18 protein-coding genes are annotated in these 18291 nt (G+C 34.0%); 8 read left to right on the forward strand and 10 right to left on the reverse strand.

Annotation, left to right across the window (positions count from 1 at the left end; genetic code table 11):
* The first annotated feature begins 74 nt into the window (after positions 1–74).
* Complete coding sequence (locus tag E0I26_RS15230; RefSeq protein ID WP_131917303.1) at positions 75–272, forward strand: hypothetical protein; 198 nt, start codon at positions 75–77, stop codon at positions 270–272.
* Between the two features lie 34 nt (positions 273–306).
* On the opposite strand, the gene E0I26_RS15235 is transcribed toward E0I26_RS15230, so the two are convergent.
* On the reverse strand, positions 307–1248 hold the full coding sequence (locus E0I26_RS15235; protein ID WP_131917304.1) for a LysR substrate-binding domain-containing protein: 942 nt from the start codon (positions 1246–1248) through the stop codon (positions 307–309).
* A gap of 99 nt (positions 1249–1347) precedes the next feature.
* Between E0I26_RS15235 and E0I26_RS15240 the strand changes: the two genes are divergently transcribed.
* From E0I26_RS15240 to can, 5 genes are all read left to right on the forward strand, one after another.
* Complete coding sequence (locus E0I26_RS15240) at positions 1348–1827, forward strand: Dps family protein (protein WP_131917305.1); 480 nt, start codon at positions 1348–1350, stop codon at positions 1825–1827.
* 131 nt (positions 1828–1958) lie between these two features.
* Positions 1959–2240: a hypothetical protein gene (locus tag E0I26_RS15245; RefSeq protein ID WP_131917306.1), complete on the forward strand. Its 282-nt coding sequence runs from the start codon at positions 1959–1961 to the stop codon at positions 2238–2240.
* An 87-nt stretch (positions 2241–2327) separates the two neighbouring features.
* Complete coding sequence (locus tag E0I26_RS15250; RefSeq protein WP_131917307.1) at positions 2328–3923, forward strand: SulP family inorganic anion transporter; 1596 nt, start codon at positions 2328–2330, stop codon at positions 3921–3923.
* Positions 3924–3941: 18 nt separating this feature from the next.
* On the forward strand, positions 3942–4625 hold the full coding sequence (locus tag E0I26_RS15255) for a carbonic anhydrase family protein (protein WP_131917308.1): 684 nt from the start codon (positions 3942–3944) through the stop codon (positions 4623–4625).
* An 80-nt stretch (positions 4626–4705) separates the two neighbouring features.
* Positions 4706–5341 (forward strand): carbonate dehydratase, encoded by a 636-nt coding sequence (can, locus tag E0I26_RS15260; protein ID WP_131917309.1) that lies wholly within the window; start codon positions 4706–4708, stop codon positions 5339–5341.
* A gap of 43 nt (positions 5342–5384) precedes the next feature.
* On the opposite strand, the gene E0I26_RS15265 is transcribed toward can, so the two are convergent.
* Positions 5385–6584 (reverse strand): LETM1-related biofilm-associated protein, encoded by a 1200-nt coding sequence (locus tag E0I26_RS15265; protein WP_131917310.1) that lies wholly within the window; start codon positions 6582–6584, stop codon positions 5385–5387.
* Between the two features lie 279 nt (positions 6585–6863).
* The gene (locus E0I26_RS15270) at positions 6864–7493 is read right to left on the reverse strand and encodes a superoxide dismutase (protein ID WP_131917345.1); all 630 of its coding nucleotides are present in this window, start codon (positions 7491–7493) and stop codon (positions 6864–6866) included.
* Between the two features lie 613 nt (positions 7494–8106).
* Between E0I26_RS15270 and E0I26_RS15275 the strand changes: the two genes are divergently transcribed.
* A complete protein-coding gene (locus E0I26_RS15275) occupies positions 8107–8538 on the forward strand; it encodes an META domain-containing protein (RefSeq protein WP_131917311.1) in 432 nt (143 codons plus the stop codon).
* A gap of 103 nt (positions 8539–8641) precedes the next feature.
* Positions 8642–9163 (forward strand): DUF4251 domain-containing protein, encoded by a 522-nt coding sequence (locus tag E0I26_RS15280; RefSeq protein WP_131917312.1) that lies wholly within the window; start codon positions 8642–8644, stop codon positions 9161–9163.
* A 90-nt stretch (positions 9164–9253) separates the two neighbouring features.
* On the opposite strand, the gene E0I26_RS15285 is transcribed toward E0I26_RS15280, so the two are convergent.
* The 7 genes from E0I26_RS15285 to E0I26_RS15315 form a co-directional block, all read right to left on the reverse strand.
* Positions 9254–11059, reverse strand: coding sequence for an acyl-CoA dehydrogenase family protein (locus tag E0I26_RS15285; RefSeq protein WP_131917313.1), 1806 nt, complete (start codon positions 11057–11059; stop codon positions 9254–9256).
* Between the two features lie 145 nt (positions 11060–11204).
* On the reverse strand, positions 11205–12386 hold the full coding sequence (locus E0I26_RS15290; RefSeq protein ID WP_131917314.1) for an acetyl-CoA C-acyltransferase: 1182 nt from the start codon (positions 12384–12386) through the stop codon (positions 11205–11207).
* 31 nt (positions 12387–12417) lie between these two features.
* Positions 12418–12798 carry a four helix bundle protein gene (locus tag E0I26_RS15295; protein WP_131917315.1) on the reverse strand — a complete coding sequence of 127 codons (381 nt, stop codon included), beginning with the start codon at positions 12796–12798 and terminating at the stop codon, positions 12418–12420.
* Between the two features lie 44 nt (positions 12799–12842).
* Complete coding sequence (locus E0I26_RS15300; protein WP_131917316.1) at positions 12843–15233, reverse strand: 3-hydroxyacyl-CoA dehydrogenase/enoyl-CoA hydratase family protein; 2391 nt, start codon at positions 15231–15233, stop codon at positions 12843–12845.
* 42 nt (positions 15234–15275) lie between these two features.
* A complete protein-coding gene (locus tag E0I26_RS15305) occupies positions 15276–15788 on the reverse strand; it encodes a MarR family winged helix-turn-helix transcriptional regulator (protein WP_235831787.1) in 513 nt (170 codons plus the stop codon).
* A 136-nt stretch (positions 15789–15924) separates the two neighbouring features.
* Positions 15925–16311 (reverse strand): hypothetical protein, encoded by a 387-nt coding sequence (locus E0I26_RS15310; protein ID WP_131917317.1) that lies wholly within the window; start codon positions 16309–16311, stop codon positions 15925–15927.
* 182 nt (positions 16312–16493) lie between these two features.
* Positions 16494–18269: an AMP-dependent synthetase/ligase gene (locus E0I26_RS15315; protein ID WP_131917318.1), complete on the reverse strand. Its 1776-nt coding sequence runs from the start codon at positions 18267–18269 to the stop codon at positions 16494–16496.
* Positions 18270–18291 lie beyond the last annotated feature (22 nt).

Below are 18291 nucleotides of genomic sequence, written 5' to 3' on the forward strand. Positions count from 1 at the left end.
GTTATGTTGTAATTAAAAAAAATGTATTTTTACAACACTTTAGAATCCAAATCTAATTAAAATCTTTGTTTACTATGTCAAAAATCATGTATGATTATACAAAATCAATTTTAGAAAGAGTGAGTTTTGATCCATTGCTTTTTTGTAAGGAACTAGAAAAAGCCATCAAAACATTATTACCCTACGAAATGGAACAATTGCGAGAATGGTTATTAAATTATACAATTGGAAAACCGGAATTAAAACAATGTTTACTAATTGTAAATTCATAAAATAAAAAAAGGAACCGCAAAACGGTTCCTTTTTTTATTTTTTAGGAAGTGAACTTATAATTTGAACATTTTGAAATACGATAGCACCTTTTACAACTCCTGCAATTGTATTTCGAAGCGCATCAATTATCTGTATTTTTAATTCGCTCTTAGGGAAGATGAGACTGACCTCTCTGGCAGGTTTGGGTTCCTTAAAGTGGCGTAATTTTAATTTGTCAGTTTCTTTTAAATCCAAGGTGTGTAAATAGGGAAGCAATGTTGTCCCTAAACCTTCGTCGGCTAATTTTATCAGGGTTTCAAAACTCCCGCTTTCTAATTGAAAACGACTCGTTTCATTTTTACCTACATTTTTGCATAAATTTAAAATTCCGTCTCGAAAACAGTGTCCGTCTTGTAATAATAAGATTTCCTCTAAGTTTAAGTCAGAAACTTCGATTTCTTCCTTTTGAAAATGATGGTGACTTTCTGGAATGTAGGCTACAAAAGGTTCGTAATACAAGACAATTTCTTTTATTTTTTCCTCCATCAAAGGAGTGGCGGCAATGGCAGCATCGAGATGGCCATTGTTTAGTTTTGTTATAATTTCTTCCGTATTTAACTCTTCAATTATGAGTTTTACTTTTGGGTATTTTTTTATAAAATTACTCAAGAACATTGGTAATAACGTAGGCATAATTGTTGGGATTATTCCCAATCTGAATTCGCCGCCAATAAATCCTTTTTGTTGTTCCACAATATCCTGAATCCTATCGGCTTCATTGACTATATTTTTTGCTTGGTTTACAATTTTTTGACCAATGTCAGTAAGCTGAATCGGTTTTTTGGTTCTGTCAAATATCTGAATACTTAATTCTTCTTCTATTTTTTGAATTTGCATGCTCAATGTGGGTTGAGTTACAAAACATTTTTCGGCAGCAAGAGTGAAATTTTTGTGTTCGGCTACAGCAAGAACATATTTTAATTGAGTGATTGTCATCTTTTTTATAGTAATATCTGATGCAAATATAAAAACAATCAATTTAATTTATAGTGTAAAGCAGAGTTTTCTTATCTAAATTTTTAGAAAATAAAAATTATGAAAACAAATATTTTAGGATTACTGGTAAAAGAATCAGAATTGATAGTAAGTGAATTAAATATTTTATTATCAAATTTTCAAGTTTATTATCAAAACTTAAGGGGAATTCATTGGAATATTAAAGGGAAACGTTTTTTTGATTTGCATGTAAAATTTGAAGAATTATATACGGATGCCCAAATAAAAATTGATTTAATTGCCGAAAGGGTTCTTACTGTTGACGGGACACGACTTCATACTTTTGAAGATTATATAAATAATAATCAGTTAGTTGTGGGTAAAAATATTTCAAACGATGAAAAAGCAGTACATTTAATTGTTACGTCATTGACACATTTGTTAAAAATAGAAAGAGAAATTCTTAACAAATCGGGGGAAATTAATGACGAAGGGACAAATTCGATGATGAGTGATTTTATTTCAGAACAAGAAAAGACGATCTGGATGATGCAAGCTTGGCTGGAAGAAAGTTTGTAGTTTTATAGGGATTTAAAAAAGGCAAAATGAAATGGGATAATTTCATTTTGCTTTTTTTTTGAATGTTAATTTTTTTTTAAATTTAGAAAAACGATTGCTTTTTTAATAAACTTAATTCTATTTTTGCGGCAATGAAAATAATATCTAAAATATTTTTAATTGTATTTATCGCCTTTCTGATCACTCCGACAATAGTTACTGTGATTGAGAAAAGTGCAGATATTTCTATTTTCTACAGTATTTCTGAAGAAGAACATGCACACAAAGAAATTAAGACTTTTTTTTATTTTGAATCTTTCACAGAAATAATTACTTCATCGAGATTATCATCTAGCGCTATTCTATCTGAGAATTTATCTAAACACGATAATATAGCCTCATCTATATTTATTCCCCCGCCTGACCAAGTTTAATACAATTTTTGATTTTAGTATTTTGAAATCAATTTTCACATGTAGCATGTGAGCAAACTCTTTGTATTCAAATTTTAGTAAGGTATTATGACAAAAAAAATAAATCTTTTTGCTAACCTTAAATCCGATTTTGCGTCTGGTTTAGTGGTTTTTTTGGTAGCGCTTCCATTATGTTTAGGTATTGCAATGGCTTCAGGTGCTCCATTGTTTTCAGGAATTATTTCAGGAATTATAGGAGGAATAGTAGTAGGCTATTTAAGCACATCCAATATAAGTGTTTCAGGACCTGCGGCTGGTCTAACAGCTATTGTTCTTACCGCAATTACGGATTTAGGAGCTTTTGATATTTTTTTAACCGCAGTTTTCATTGCAGGTTTGATACAATTAATATTGGGATTCGCAAAAGCGGGAAGTATTTCTAATTATTTTCCAACGAATGTTATTGAAGGAATGTTGGCGGGAATTGGAATTATTATTATTCTGAAACAATTGCCACACGCATTTGGTTATGACAATGATTTTGAAGGAGACCAATCTTTTTCACAACTTGATGGCAGTAATACATTCTCTGCGTTGTTTAGTATTTTTGACTATATCCAAATAGGGTCAATCGTTATTACATTGGTTTCTATGGTAATTTTGATTTCTTGGGATAAAGTTCCTTTTTTGAAAAAACTTAAATTAGTTCCGGGAGCTTTAATTGCAGTAGCTATTGGCGTTATTTTGAATGAGATTTTCGTTGGTACAGGAAGTGCTTTGGCTATTGGAAAAGAACATTTAGTTTCCTTACCGGTTCCTTCTTCTTTCGAAGAATTTAAAGCAATTATTGTAACTCCTGATTTTTCTGGGGTTATGAATCCAAAGGTTTGGGTAGTCGCATTTACAATTGCTATTGTTGCTTCGGTTGAAACTCTTTTGAGTATTGAAGCGGCTGATAGAATGGATGTTCAAAAACGCTACACAGACACTAATAAGGAATTAAAAGCGCAAGGAATTGGTAACATGGTGAGTTCTCTTTTGGGGGGGTTACCATTGACTTCAGTAATTGTTCGTTCCTCTGCAAACAGTAATTCAGGTGCTAAGTCTAAGATGTCAACCATTATCCACGGATTATTATTATTGATTAGTGTACTAGCCATTCCGGTGATTCTGAATAAAATTCCATTGGCTACTCTAGCGGCTATTTTAATAGTAATTGGATATAAACTGGCTAAACCAGCGACATTCAAACATTTTTGGGAAAAAGGAAAATATCAATTTGTTCCTTTTATTGCCACATTATTGGCGGTTGTATTTTTGGATTTATTGAAAGGAGTTGCTTTGGGAATTATCATCAGTATCATTTTTGTATTGAAAGGAAATCTAAAACGAGCTTATAATTTTAGAAAAGAAGCGTATGAGGATGGCGATGTGATTCATATTGATTTGGCTCAGGAAGTTTCTTTTTTGAATAAAGCAGCAATCAAATTGACCTTAAATGACATTCCTGAAAATTCTAAAGTGATCATTAATGCACATGATACGGTATATATTGCGCATGATGTTTTAGATTTAATTCATGAATTTAAAACGACAAGAGCCAGAGATAAAAAGATTAAAGTCAAACTCAAAGGGTTTAAAAAAGCGTATCAGTTAGAAAATACTGGAGAAGAAGAAAAGCATGTTTTTGTTGAACATAAATAATAAATAAAATTTAAAAAAATGAAGACATTAAATAAAGAATTGCAATCTGCAATTACACCAAGAAAAGCTTTAGAGATATTAAAAGAAGGGAATAACAGATTTGTAAATAATCTAAAAGCGCATAGAGATTTACTCGAACAAGTTAATGATACTCGTGATGGTCAATGGCCGTTTGCAACAATTTTAAGTTGTATTGATAGTAGAACTTCTGCAGAACTCATTTTTGACCAAGGTTTAGGCGATATTTTTTCGGTAAGAATTGCGGGTAATATTGTAAATACAGATATTCTAGGAAGTATGGAGTTTGCCTGTAAATTAGCTGGTTCTAAGCTTATTGTTGTTCTTGGACATAGCAAATGTGGTGCTGTAAAAGGTGCTTGTGACCATGTAGAAATGGGAAATCTTACTGAATTGTTATCAAAAATTCAACCAGCAGTTTATCAGGAAAAGGAAACTTTAACTGAAAGAAATGCTAAAAACGCTTCATTTGTTGAGAATGTTGCTCAAATTAACGTAAAGCGTAATGTAAAAAACATCATTGAAAGAAGTTTTATTTTAGAGCAAATGATTGAAAATGGTGAGATAGGAATAATTGGAGCTATGCACAATATAGAAACAGGTGAAGTTATTTTCTATGATGATGTTGAATACATTAAGGATGATAAAAATCTAGATTTCACAATAGCCGAATTGAGACATTAATATTTTTAAATTTCATATATTTGAACTTTATTGTATAATCTAACAATTCAAAATTAATCAGATTAACAATCAAAATAATTATGAGCGATTTTTATAAAAAAATATTAGAGAATAATAAAAAATGGGTTGAAACTTCTTTAGCGAGTGACCCAAATTATTTCCAGGATCTTGCCAAAGGTCAAACACCGCCATTATTATGGATAGGTTGTTCAGATAGCAGGGTTCCTGCAAATGAAATTGTAGGTGCAAAACCTGGAGAAGTTTTTGTACATAGAAACATAGCCAATATGGTAGTGCATAGTGATATGAATATGTTGAGTGTACTGGATTATGCAGTAAACGTATTGAAAGTAAAGCATGTACTGGTTTGCGGGCATTATGGTTGCGGAGGTGTGAAGGCAGCAATGGGAAATGATTCTATTGGTATTATTGACAACTGGATTCGCCATATAAAAGATGTTTATCGTTTGCACAGCACCTATTTAGATTCTATCGAAGATGAAACGGAGCGTTTTAATACTTTTGTAGAATTAAATGTAAAAGAACAGGTTTTTGATTTAGCCAAAACATCAATTGTACAGTCTGCTTGGAAAAACGGTCAGGATTTAACCTTACACGGATGGGCTTACGGACTTAATTCCGGTTTTGTAACGGATTTAGATGTTAACATCAGTTCCGATAAAGATTTGGACGAAGTATACCAATTGAAATTTTAATACAAGAATTCAAATAAAAAATCCGCTCTTTAGCGGATTTTTTTTATTCGTTATCCAGATTTTCATTAAAAGCAGAAGGCAATAGAGTAGGGATGAATTTTATTAAAATAGGCAACAATAAACTACCGCCAGGAAGTAAAAAGATAGTCAGCGAAGGAATGGTTTTACAAATTTCCAACAGTTGTTTTTTGACTTTTTTCTTTTCTTTTTCGTCCAAATCTCTTCGAGTAGAGTAGGCCAATAGCATCATTAATTCTTTGCTTTGCTCAATTTCCTTTATCAATCTGTTTTTATTACGGCTTATTAGCGTAACAACACTTTGAGTCGTTTGATCGTAAAAATGTTTGACAGGATTTGAATAATTGAAATACGGTATTTCTTTTTTATGTTTCGTTATAAATGCATCGGTACTGTCTATGCTTTGATTTACAAAATCATCTGAAACCGATAATGTTTCAGCTAATGAATGTAAAAAATAGGATTCATTGTTTTCAATTTTGCCATCACTCCATAAAGCCATTCCGGCAATATCTATTAAATAATATTTTTCCAGTTCATTTGTAAAGTAATCCAATTGAAGTGTTTCCAAACTCTGAACAGAAACTTTCGAGAATTTGCTGTAGCGTATCGAAGCCTCAAAAAGTTTGATTAATAAATCATCATATTGTGATTTTTCCGATTTGATTTTTAACGCAAGTGTTACAATATTGACAACCGTTTCTTCAATTTTCTTCAGGTACTTTTCTGGAATTTCACCGTGTATTAAGTATTGGCGGAAAGCCAGGACATCTATAAAAAGTAACGCATTGGTTACCAGATGGGAGAAGTTTTTACTGATGATGCTATCGTTCGTTTGAACACGTTCATCAATTATTTTTTCCAGTGTTAAGGAAAGAGAATTTTTAGGCAGTATCTTTTTAAACAAATTGAAACCCTGAGGATTCATTTGATTGTAAAAAGTGACTGTTTGTTTAATGAAATTTTCGGAACTGATTTCGTCACTGGTCAAACAAAAAACATTATATAAAGTGTTTAATAGTGCAACTTTAGAGATCTCTTCTTTAAACCAGCCTTTGGTTTCAATTGTATTTACGGTGTCAAATGTGATTATGTGGCCATAAATAAATCCTGTTTCTCTAACTTTTTGATAAAATGTATCCGTAGTTTCAGAAACCGTTTTCTCTGAAATTTTTTGTTCAATAAAAAATTTATCTATCCAACCTGATGCCGAAGGGTTAATCATTGCTTTAATTTGAAGATACAAAGCTATACTTTTTTGCGGTAGTTTTAACTGGTGTTTTTTAGTTTAACACAGATACTACAATTAATTAGTATTGTTTTTTTTGTTTTAAACAAGATAAATTTAATTGTTATAATTTTTGATGAAAAACACCCACAATCAGGCACTTTTTTAATCGCAATGATTGAGAATGGGCATTAATAAAAATAGGATTTTGATACAAGATGTATCTGTATAATAAGAAGCCCTGATTTGCAATGAAAACAGGGCTTTTATTGGTATTTAAGAATTGAATAAAGTTTCTGCGGCTTCCCAATTGACTACATTCCAAAAAGAAGCAATATAATCGGCTCTGCGGTTTTGGTTTTTCAAATAATACGCATGTTCCCAAACGTCTAAAGCTAAAACAGGTTTTCCTTTTAATCCTTTACCACGCAAACTCATCAATGGATTGTCTTGATTTGCCGTTGAACCGATAACTAATTTGCCGTCTTGAACCACTAACCAAGCCCAACCGGAACCAAATCGTTTCATCGAAGCATCACTAAATTGTTTTTTGAATTCATCAAAAGAACCAAAAGTACTCGTTATAGCATCTCCTAATTTCCCTTTTGGAGTACCACCGCCATTTGGTTTCATTAAACTCCAAAACAAACTGTGATTGTAATGCCCACCACCATTATTACGAATTGCTTCCGGAAATTTCGACATTTTTCCGAAGATGCTTTCCAGTGATTTAGAATGTTCCACTACGTTTTTATCCAAAGTTTCTATTGCTTTGTTCAAATTCGTGACATAAGCTTGATGGTGTTTGCTGTAATGAATTTCCATTGTCATTTTATCAATATGAGGCTCTAAAGCATCATAGGCGTATGGTAATTTTGGAAGACTATAGTTTCCTTGAAAATCCATAGTGTCTAATTCTGGTATTTGATTTTCTAGTTTTAAAGCAGATTCAGAAGCAAATGCGGAATTAAATAAGCTAGAGCCAATAATTGTCCCAGTTGAAAGTATTGCTGTTTGTTTTAAAAAATTTCTTCGTGTATTATTATTTTCCATAGGTTGAAAATTTATCCTAAAAAGGTTATTAAAGTAGGACATAAATTTAAACATTAAAAGATAGGGATGGGTTAATAAAGACTTAAAATTTGGTTCCTTTTTTGTTTCCAATATATTTTAAGAGCTTTAAAAGGTATAGGAATTATGTAAATTTCATTTCAAATTTGTAGGGTCAATAATTATTATTTTAATCTGGGTTTATTATTAGGTTATACTATAATATTTTGGAGCCAAATTTACGCTATTGTGTATGGCAATAAAACTATTCCAAATGCTTATGCAGTTGGAATTAAGATGAAGGTTGTAGAGACAAAAAGAATTAGATTACTATTTCCGACAGTAAAGATTTGATGAGTTTAAAAACAGCCTTTTGTAAGACTCTATTTTGTGATTTTTTTTGGAGAAACGATATATTGGCAATGTTTTTGCTTTATCTTTAAAAATATAAAAATCAAAAATTGAACACATGAAAAAAGTAATTGTATCGCTGACTATTTCATGCTTGGCATTTATCTCTTGTAACTCGGTCCAAACAGCAACGAATAAAACAGCTTCACTTGAAGGAACGTGGGAGTTAAATTATATTACAGGTCCAAGAATTGCTTTTGCAGGATTATATCCAAACAAAAAACCAACCATCACTTTCGATTTGAAAGAGAACAACGTTTCAGGCAGTGGTAGTTGTAATAGATATTCGGGTAAACTAAATGTAGTTGGCAATAAAATCAGCTTTAAAGAGGGAATGGCAATGACCAAAATGATGTGTACGGATATTCAAGGTGAAAATGTTTACATGTCAACTCTAGAAAAAATAGATTCTTATGCAATTTCAGAAGATGGAAAAACCTTAAATTTCATCATGGGCGATATTGCCATGATGCGTTTTGAGAAAAAATAAATCTAGAGTTTTAGTTTAATTTATCTTCAGAATCTTTCAATGTGTATTTAATATTGGATTTGAATTATGAAATAGCAATACCATAACAGTAAAAAAGTATATCATGAAAATAAAAACATCAATATCAGTAATTTTTCTGTCACTCCTCATGACTACTGGTTATGCCCAAGAAAAAAGTAAGAAAGAATTAAAAGAAGAACGCAAAATAGAGAAGCAAAAACAAACAGCGGCTTTGGTTGATTCTAAAGAGTTTGTTTTTATTGGAAAAACAGCTTTTCCTCAAGGGTTTAGAACTATGGATTTAACCACTAATTCTAATTATATAAAATTTCAGCCTGATTTTATCAAAAGCGAAATGCCTTTTTTTGGAAGAGCCTATAGCGGTGTTGGATATGGTGGAGGAGGCGGATTAAATTTTGAGGGAAAACCTCAAGAATTTACTATTGAAAAAGGTAAAAAGGCGTATCAGATAAAAGCAGTTGTCAGAGGCGATAAAGATACATACAGACTGTTACTTTCCGTTTTCTTTGAGGGTAGTGCTACACTTTCAATTAGTTCCAATAATCGAAGTACCATTTCCTATAATGGAGAAATAACACCAATAGAGAAAAAAGAGGCTAAGTAGTTTGGCTACTGAATCAATAAAAAAACCGTCTTGTTTTCAGGAACAAGGCGGTTTTTTAACAAATAAAATCAACTAAAAACTATCTTCTAATTAAAAACAATATTGATTTTCAGCCACTAATTTTGAAGTGATTATTTCTCTTAATCCTACAATATTCGGCATGTTCGTGTATTTTGTAAAACGACGTAATCCCATTAACATCATGCGTTGTTCATCACCTTCAGCAAAAGAGATAATACTTTCTTTTCCTTTTTGAGTTACAATATCAACCGCTTGGTAAAGGTATAATTTAGCCATAGCGATTTGCTCTTGTATTTTAGCTTCACCTTCTTTTTTGGCTAATTTCTCCGTTCTAAGAATAGTACTTTCAGCCATGTAGATTTCGATTAAGATATCTGAAGCTGCCATCAATAATTGTTGGTGTGCATCTAAATCCGGTCCGTATTTTTGAACTGCTCCACCAGCAACCATTAAGAATGCTTTTTTCAATTTACCAACCATTTCCTTTTCTTCTGCAAATAATTCAGAATAATCAGGTGTGTCAAAAGATGGAATTCCCATTAATTCTTCTTGCACTTTTGATGCAGGTCCCAATAAATCAACATGGCCTTTCATGGCTTTTTTGATCAGCATTCCTACAGAAAGCATTCTGTTTATTTCGTTTGTTCCTTCGTAAATACGAGCAATTCTGGCATCTCTCCAAGCACTTTCCATAGGAGTGTCTTCAGAGAATCCCATTCCACCAAAGATTTGAATTCCTTCATCGGCACAGTTTTGAACATCTTCAGAAACAGCTACTTTTAGAATAGAACATTCAATAGCATATTCTTCAACTCCTTTTAGTTCCGCTTCTTGATGAGAAGATCCTTCGGCTTCACGAGCTATTATTCGATCTTCAATATCTTTTGCGGCTCTGTATGAAGCACTTTCTCCGGCATAACAACTCGTTGCCATTTCTGCTAATTTTGCACGAATAGCGCCAAATTGAGAAATTGCAGTGTTGAACTGAATTCTTTCGTTTGCATATTGTACAGAACCTGAAATCACTCTTCTTTGCGCATCCAAACAAGCTGCTGCTAATTTGATACGACCTACATTCAAAGCATTCATGGCAATTTTGAAACCGTTTCCTCTTTCAGAAAGCATGTTTTCAACAGGAACTTTCGTTTCACTGAAGAAAACCTGACGCGTAGAAGAAGCACGAATCCCTAATTTATGTTCTTCTTCACCCATTGAAATTCCATTATCAGCTGTATTTTCAAGGATAAAACCAGTAATGTTTTTATCATCACCAATGCGTGCAAAAACGATGAATACAGAACAAAATCCAGCGTTCGAAATCCACATTTTTTGTCCTGTGATTTTATAATGCGTTCCGTCTTCAGATAAAACTGCTTTTGTTTTTCCAGAATTTGCATCTGATCCTGCACCTGGTTCTGTCAAACAATAGGCTCCAAACCATTCGCCAGAAGCTAGTTTAGGAACGTATTTTTGTTTTTGTTCTTCTGTACCGTATAATGTAATTGGCATAGTTCCAATTCCGGTATGTGCTCCAAAAGCAGTTGAGAATGAACCCGTTGCCCCTGAAATATAATCACAAACAAGCATTGTTGAAACAAATCCCATTCCTAATCCACCGTAAGCTTCAGGAACAGCCACTCCAAGAAGTCCAAGTTCACCTGCTTTACGCATACTTTCTTCTGTAAATGCGTAATCTTTACTTTCAAAACGATTTTTATTTGGCCAAATTTCTTTGTCCACAAACTCTTTTACAGAGTCACGCATCATTAATTGCTCTTCCGAAAAATCTTCTGGAGTGAAGATATCTTCGCACTTTGTTTCTTTTACCAAAAACTGACCGCCACGGGTTACGTTTTTTTCAATTGTATCTGCCATTTTTTTATTTTTTTAATATGTTTTTATTTATAATCTAAATCCTCAATATTGTCATTCTGACAAAGGAGGAATCTCAATAGTTAATTCTGCAATACTGGTGAAAATTCCTCCTCCGTTGGAATAACAAACGGATGGAAATCTATGACTACAAAAGTTCGTAAATTCCTGCTGAACCTTGTCCGGTTCCTACACACATAGAAACAATTCCGTATTTGCTTCCTCTGCGTTTCATCTCGTCGAATAATTGAACAGAAAGTTTAGCTCCAGTACAACCCAGTGGGTGGCCTAATGCAATCGCTCCACCATTTACATTGATGATATCCGGATTTAGGTTTAACTCACGTGTAACCGCTAATGCTTGTGATGCAAAAGCTTCGTTTAACTCAATTAAATCAATATCATTCAACGTTAAACCAGCTTGTTTCAAGGCTTTTGGAATCGCTTTTACAGGTCCAATTCCCATGATTCTAGGTTCCACTCCAGCCGAAGCGAAGTTTACCAAGCGGGCGATAGGAGTAAGGTTCAATTCTTTTACCATTTCTTCGCTCATGATTAGAACAAATGCTGCTCCATCACTCATTTGAGAAGAGTTTCCTGCAGTTACACTTCCGCCAGCTTCAAAAACGGGTCTTAAACCTGCCAAAGCTTCTACAGAAGTTCCGGCTCTTGGGCCTTCATCTTTATTTACGACATACGATTTGGTTTCTTTTTTACCATTTTCATTGATAAACGTTTGTTCTACTGTAATAGGAACAATTTGTTTGTCAAATTTACCTTCAGCTTGCGCTTTCAGGGCTTTCATATGGGAGTTATAAGCAAACTCATCTTGGTCCGCACGAGATACATTGAATTGTTTGGCAACCGCTTCCGCAGTTAGTCCCATTCCCCAATAGTAATCTTCGTTTCCAGCTTTTGCAACAGCATAATCCGGAGTTGGTTTGTACCCTCCCATTGGAATAAAACTCATGCTTTCGGCGCCACCGGCAATGATACAATCTGCCATTCCAGATTGAATTTTGGCTGTAGCCATACCAATAGTTTCTAATCCTGACGCGCAATAACGGTTTACGGTTACACCCGGAACATCTTCGATTTTTAATCCCATCAAGGAGATCAATCGTCCCACGTTTAATCCTTGTTCTGCTTCCGGCATCGCATTTCCTACCATCACGTCGTCAATACGTTTTTTGTCGAAATCAGGCAACTCATTCATCATAAACTGAATCGTTTCTGCTGCCAATTCATCAGGACGTTTAAATCTAAACACACCTTTTGGGGCTTTACCCACGGCTGTTCTGTATGCTTTTACTATATAGGCTGTTTTCATAAATTATGTATTAAGATTGGAGAATTAAGTATTAAGATTTTCCAATGTTTGTGTTAATTTTTTCTTTTAATGTTTTTTGAAATGAAAAATTCATATTTGAAACTTCGACTAATTGATTAATAATAGGTTGAATTAAATCTTCATTTGCAAGTTTAAGCCTTTTAGCAAGTATTAATTGAGTTATTAATTCAAAAGTAGAACCATTTGCAATTCCTAAAAATTGTACAAATTCTTTATCATAATTTCTTCCAGAACCTTCAGCAATGTTAGAAGGAATAGATACTGCGCATTTTTTTATTTGATGAATTAAATTAAATTTTTCATCATTAGGCAATAAAGTAGAAACTTCATAAACTTCAACAGCAATATCCATCGCTTTTTGCCAAATTTTTAATTTTTCAAAATTGTGCATAGTCTTTTTTTTAAGTCTTAATACTTAATACTTCAGTCTTAATTCTAATTTCTCAACGGTTTTCCTTTGGTTAACATAAATTGGATTCTCTCCAATGTTTTTCTTTCTGTACAAAGCGATAAGAAAGCTTCACGTTCCAAATCCAATAAATATTGTTCGGTTACTAATGTTGGTTCTGATAAATCACCACCAGCCATAACATACGCCAGTTTGTTAGCAATTTTCTTGTCGTGTTCCGAGATATATTTTCCGGCTTCCATTTGGTCCGTTCCTACTAAGAACATTCCAAGAGCTTGCTTTCCAAGAACTTTTACATCGCTTCTGCGAATCGGTTGTGTGTAACCTGCTTCTGCCATTAGTAAAGCGTGTTTCTTCGCTTCGGCAATCTGACGGTCTTTGTTCACTACAATGATATCTTTCCCTTGTTGTAAAAGTCCGGTATCAAAAGCTTCATAACCAGAAGTGGACACTTTTGCCATAGCGATCGTCAAGAAATATTCTTGCAATACATTCAACTCGACATCATTTTTATGGAATAAATCAGCTGCACGCAGTGCCATTTCTTTCGATCCGCCACCGCCAGGAATTACTCCAACACCAAATTCCACCAATCCCATATACGTTTCCGCCGCGGCAACTACTTTATCAGCATGCAAACTCATTTCGCACCCCCCGCCAAAAGTCATTCCGTGTGGCGCAACCACAACCGGAATTCCAGAATAACGCACGCGCATCATCGTGTCCTGGAACATTTTGATAGCCATGTTCAACTCGTCGTATTCTTGCTCGACTGCCATCATGAATATCATTCCGATATTGGCTCCAACAGAGAAATTCGCTGCTTGATTTCCAATAACCAGACCTTGATATTCTTTTTCAGATAAATCAATCGCTTTATTGATTGCTGCCAAAACATCGCCACCAATCGTATTCATTTTTGACTGGAATTCTAAATTCAAAATTCCGTCTCCTAAATCTTGTATGATTGCTCCGCTATTGCTCCATACTTTTTTGCTTTCGCGAATATTGTTCAGGATAATAAAGGAATCCTGACCCGGAACTTTAGTTTGCGATTTGGTTGGTATATTGTAGAAAAAAGTTGCTCCTTCTTTAATAGTATAGAAACTAGAACTTCCTGAAGTCAACATATCAGTTACCCAAGCTGCTGGTTCTAGACCTTCAGCTTTCATGATTTCGATTCCTTTTTCGACACCAATGGCATCCCAAATTTCGAAAGGACCATTTTCCCATCCAAAACCGGCTTTCATCGCATCGTCAATCTTGTATAATTCATCTGTAATTTCAGGAATTCTGTTCGAAACGTAAGCAAACATTCCTGCAAAACTTTTTCTGTAGAATTCTCCCGCTTTGTCTTTTCCTTTTACCAGAACTTTAAAACGGTCAATAGGTTTGTCAATCGTTTTTGTCAGTTCTAAAGTAGCAAAAGAAGCTTTTTTAGCCGGACGGTATTCTAAAGTATCTAAGTCCAAAGACAAAATATCTTTGTCTACTTTTTTATAAAAACCTTGACCCGTTTTACTACCCAACCATTTGTTTTCCATCATTTTGTTGACGAAATCAGGCAGTTTGAACAAATCGTGTTGTTCGTCATTCGGGCAGTTTTCGTAGATTCCGTTGGCAACATGTACCAAAGTATCCAATCCAACAACATCAACCGTTCTAAAAGTAGCCGATTTTGGTCTTCCAATAACCGGACCGGTCAATTTATCCACTTCTTCAATGGTTAGTCCCATTTCTTTTACCAAATGAAATAAACTTTGAATCCCGTAAATTCCAATTCGGTTTCCGATGAACGCCGGAGTATCTTTGGCCACGACCGAAGTTTTACCTAAGAATTTAGAACCATAATCAGTAAGGAAATCTAAAACTTCCGTTGCTGTTTGTGGGCCAGGAATGATTTCGAATAATTTTAAATAACGCGCAGGGTTAAAAAAGTGTGTCCCACAGAAATGCTTTTGAAAATCGTCGCTTCGTCCTTCACTCATAAAATGAATTGGAATCCCCGATGTGTTTGAAGTCACCAAAGTTCCCGGTTTTCTGAATTTTTCAATTTGTTCAAAAACCATTTTTTTGATATCCAAACGTTCCACCACAACTTCAATAATCCAATCGACATTGGCAATTTTAGCCATATCATCAGTAGTATTTCCCGTAGTGATTCTGCTGGCAAATTTCTGATTGTAAATAGGGGATGGTTTTGATTTCAGCGAATTGGCTAAATGCTCGTTCACCAATCGGTTTCTTACAATTTTGCTTTCTAAAGTGAGTCCTTTTTTAGCTTCCGCTTCGGTAAGTTCTCTTGGAACAATGTCCAACAGTAACACTTCAACTCCAATGTTGGCAAAATGGCAGGCAATTCCTGAACCCATAATTCCGGATCCTATTACTGCAACTTTTTTAATTGTGCGTTTCATACGTTGTTTATATTTGTTTTTTATTTGAATATGGGAGCGCCATTATTGATTGTTCTTTTGAATCTTGGCGATGTCATTTTCTGTTTTTTCGGTTTGCTCCGCCAGTTCGCTGACGCTCGTGTGATTAAATATGTTTTTGTCTAGAATTAATTCGTTGATCGTTTCCGCTACTTCTATAAAGTGTTTCAACTTCTCCTCTGAGATGTGTTGTTTCACCGTTTCATTGAATTTCAACACTGTATTCTTTGATAATTCTCTTTTTTCTTTACCAAAATCAGTCAGGTAAATCAATACGCCACGGCCATCTTCCGGGTTTTTCTTCCGGGTGATTAAGCCTTTTTCCTCCATAGATTTTAAGGTTCTGGTCAGGCTGGTGGCTTCCATTCCCATTTTTGGCCCCAAAGACGTCGATGGTGTTCCACCTTCTTTATCGATACTCAACAAAGCAAAACCTGTTGCCATGCTCGCATCATATTTAGAAGCTTCCTCATTATACATTCTTGCTACTGCTTGCCAAGTGGCGCGTAAAATATAATCTATCGTTTTATCTTTCATATGTAACTATATCGATTTCAAATATAATAAAAAAATACTATGCATGCATAATATATTAAAATATTTTTTTGTGAATTTTTGTTTAAACCAAAAAACTCCCCATAAAATGAGGAGTTTATTTGTGTGTTTTTATATTTTATTTTAGTTTCCCATTAACAAGAGCAATTACTGCACCTACTAATGCGGCCATTACAACAGTGATTACAATATCTAACCCCATAGTTTGATAATTGATGTCGCTTGTCATCGAATTCATAAAGAAATTACTGTACAGCGCCATGAATAATCCAATAACGGCACCAGCTTTAAAACCAGTCGTTGCATTTGAAATTCCGGCCCATTTCGTAAAAATGTAAGAGACAAAAAAGCCAAAAGTCATGCATCCTAAAAATATGAATACCATGTTTTCATTTCCATCAGTAGGGAATGAGTTTTTAAATAGGATTGCGTAAAACAACCATCCTAAAAGAAATTGGACGATACCACCTACAATGCCTGAAACTAAAAAATTTTTTACATTCATAATGTTTGGTTTTATTGGTTAACAGAATAAAGGTATTAAAAAATAATAAAATAACAGATAGAGTGTTAAAAAACAATTAAATATGAAATAATTGGTTTCGTTTTCGTTTTTAGATTTAAAAAAAAAAACTCATCAGCTATTGATGAGTTTATAATTATTTCCAATTATGTTTTTTCTAGAATCTAGTTGTAGATTTTATGGAACAAATCACTGTATTTCTCCATCACTATTTTTCGTTTTAGTTTTAGAGTAGGAGTCAATTGTCCACCTTCAATAGACCAAACGTCAGGTGTGAGTTCAAAACGTTTAATTTTTTCCCAATTCCCAAATTTTTCATTTAAGCTATCTACTTCTTCCTGAATTCTGGCAATAACTTTTTCGTTTGCAATGATTTCTTCATTACTTTTTCCAACACCAATTCCGTGAATATTCGCCCATTCTTTAATGAAGTCAAAACTCGGCTGAATGAATGCTGCCGGCATTTTTTGCCCGTCACCAATCACCATTATTTGTTCAATGAAACGGGATTGTTTCATCGTGTTTTCAATTAATTGTGGCGCAATGTATTTTCCTCCCGAAGTTTTGAACATTTCTTTTTTACGATCTGTAATTTTCAAGAAACCTTCTTCATCAAATATTCCAATATCACCCGTGTGGAAATAACCGCCTTGAAGTGCTTCGGCTGTTTTTTCAGGATCTTTGTAATAGCCCATCATCACGTTAGGCCCTTTACAAAGAATTTCTCCGTCTTCGGCAATTTTTACTTCTACATTATCGATTACTTTCCCTACAGTTCCTATTTTGAAACCGTGATTTCTCGTGTCGTTTACTGATATTACAGGAGAAGTTTCGGTTAAGCCATAGCCTTCCATTACCGGAATTTCTGCGGCAGCAAAAATCCTGGCTAATCTAGGTTGTAAAGCGGCACTTCCTGAAACCATCAGGTCCAAATTGCCTCCCAAACCTTCTTTCCATTTGCTGAAAATCCATTTGCGTGCTATTTTGAGTTGCAATTCATACCAAAAACCATTGGCACCATAAGGTTCATATTTCAATCCTAAATCAATGGCCCAAAAGAAAAGTTTCTTTTTGATGCCTGTTAATTCGGTCCCTTTTGCATAGATTTTATCATACACTTTTTCAAGAAGTCTGGGAACCGCAGTGATAACATTTGGTTGTACTTCTCTGATATTGTCACCAACTTTATCTATCGATTCACCAAAATAGATAGAGATACCATAATATTGGTATAAATACAAAATCATTCTTTCAAAAATATGACAAATAGGAAGGAAGCTTAAGGCACGACTTTTTCCTGCTTCAAAAGGAATTCTCGAAGCACTGTCCAAAACATTGGATACAATATTTTTATGCGATAGCATGACTCCTTTTGGTCTTCCTGTTGTTCCCGAAGTATAAATAATGGTCGCTAAATCTTCTGATTTTACATTGTTTTTTCTTTCTTCAACTAGGTTTTGATTGCTACGGTCTTCGCCAAGGTTAAGCAATTCAGTCCAATTTTTACAACCTTCGATTTCGTTGAACGAATAGACTTCTTTTAAATTTGGAACATTATGTTTTATCAAATTTACTTTTCGTAATACTTCAGCATCCGATACAAAACAATAAATGGCACCGGAATGATTCAGGATATATTCGTAATCTTCTTCGGAAATAGTAGGATAAACAGGGACATTTTGAGCGCCGGTTTGCAAAATACCAATATCCATAATATTCCATTCGGTTCTATTATTAGTAGATATAATGGCAATTTTATCGTCTTTTTGAACGTTCATTCTTAAGAGCGCTCTCGAAACAGCATTGGCTTTGGCTATATATTCTTGGGTAGAAGTTTTTACCCAAACGCCATTTTGCTTTGTTGTTAAAGCGTCAGGAATTGAAGTATATTTATTTTGCTGGTAATAAGGAAAATCAAAAAGTCTGGTTATTGGAGTCATTATTCGAATATTGAATTGACTC

The organism is Flavobacterium rhamnosiphilum, assembly GCF_004349195.1.
Taxonomy (GTDB): domain Bacteria; phylum Bacteroidota; class Bacteroidia; order Flavobacteriales; family Flavobacteriaceae; genus Flavobacterium; species Flavobacterium rhamnosiphilum.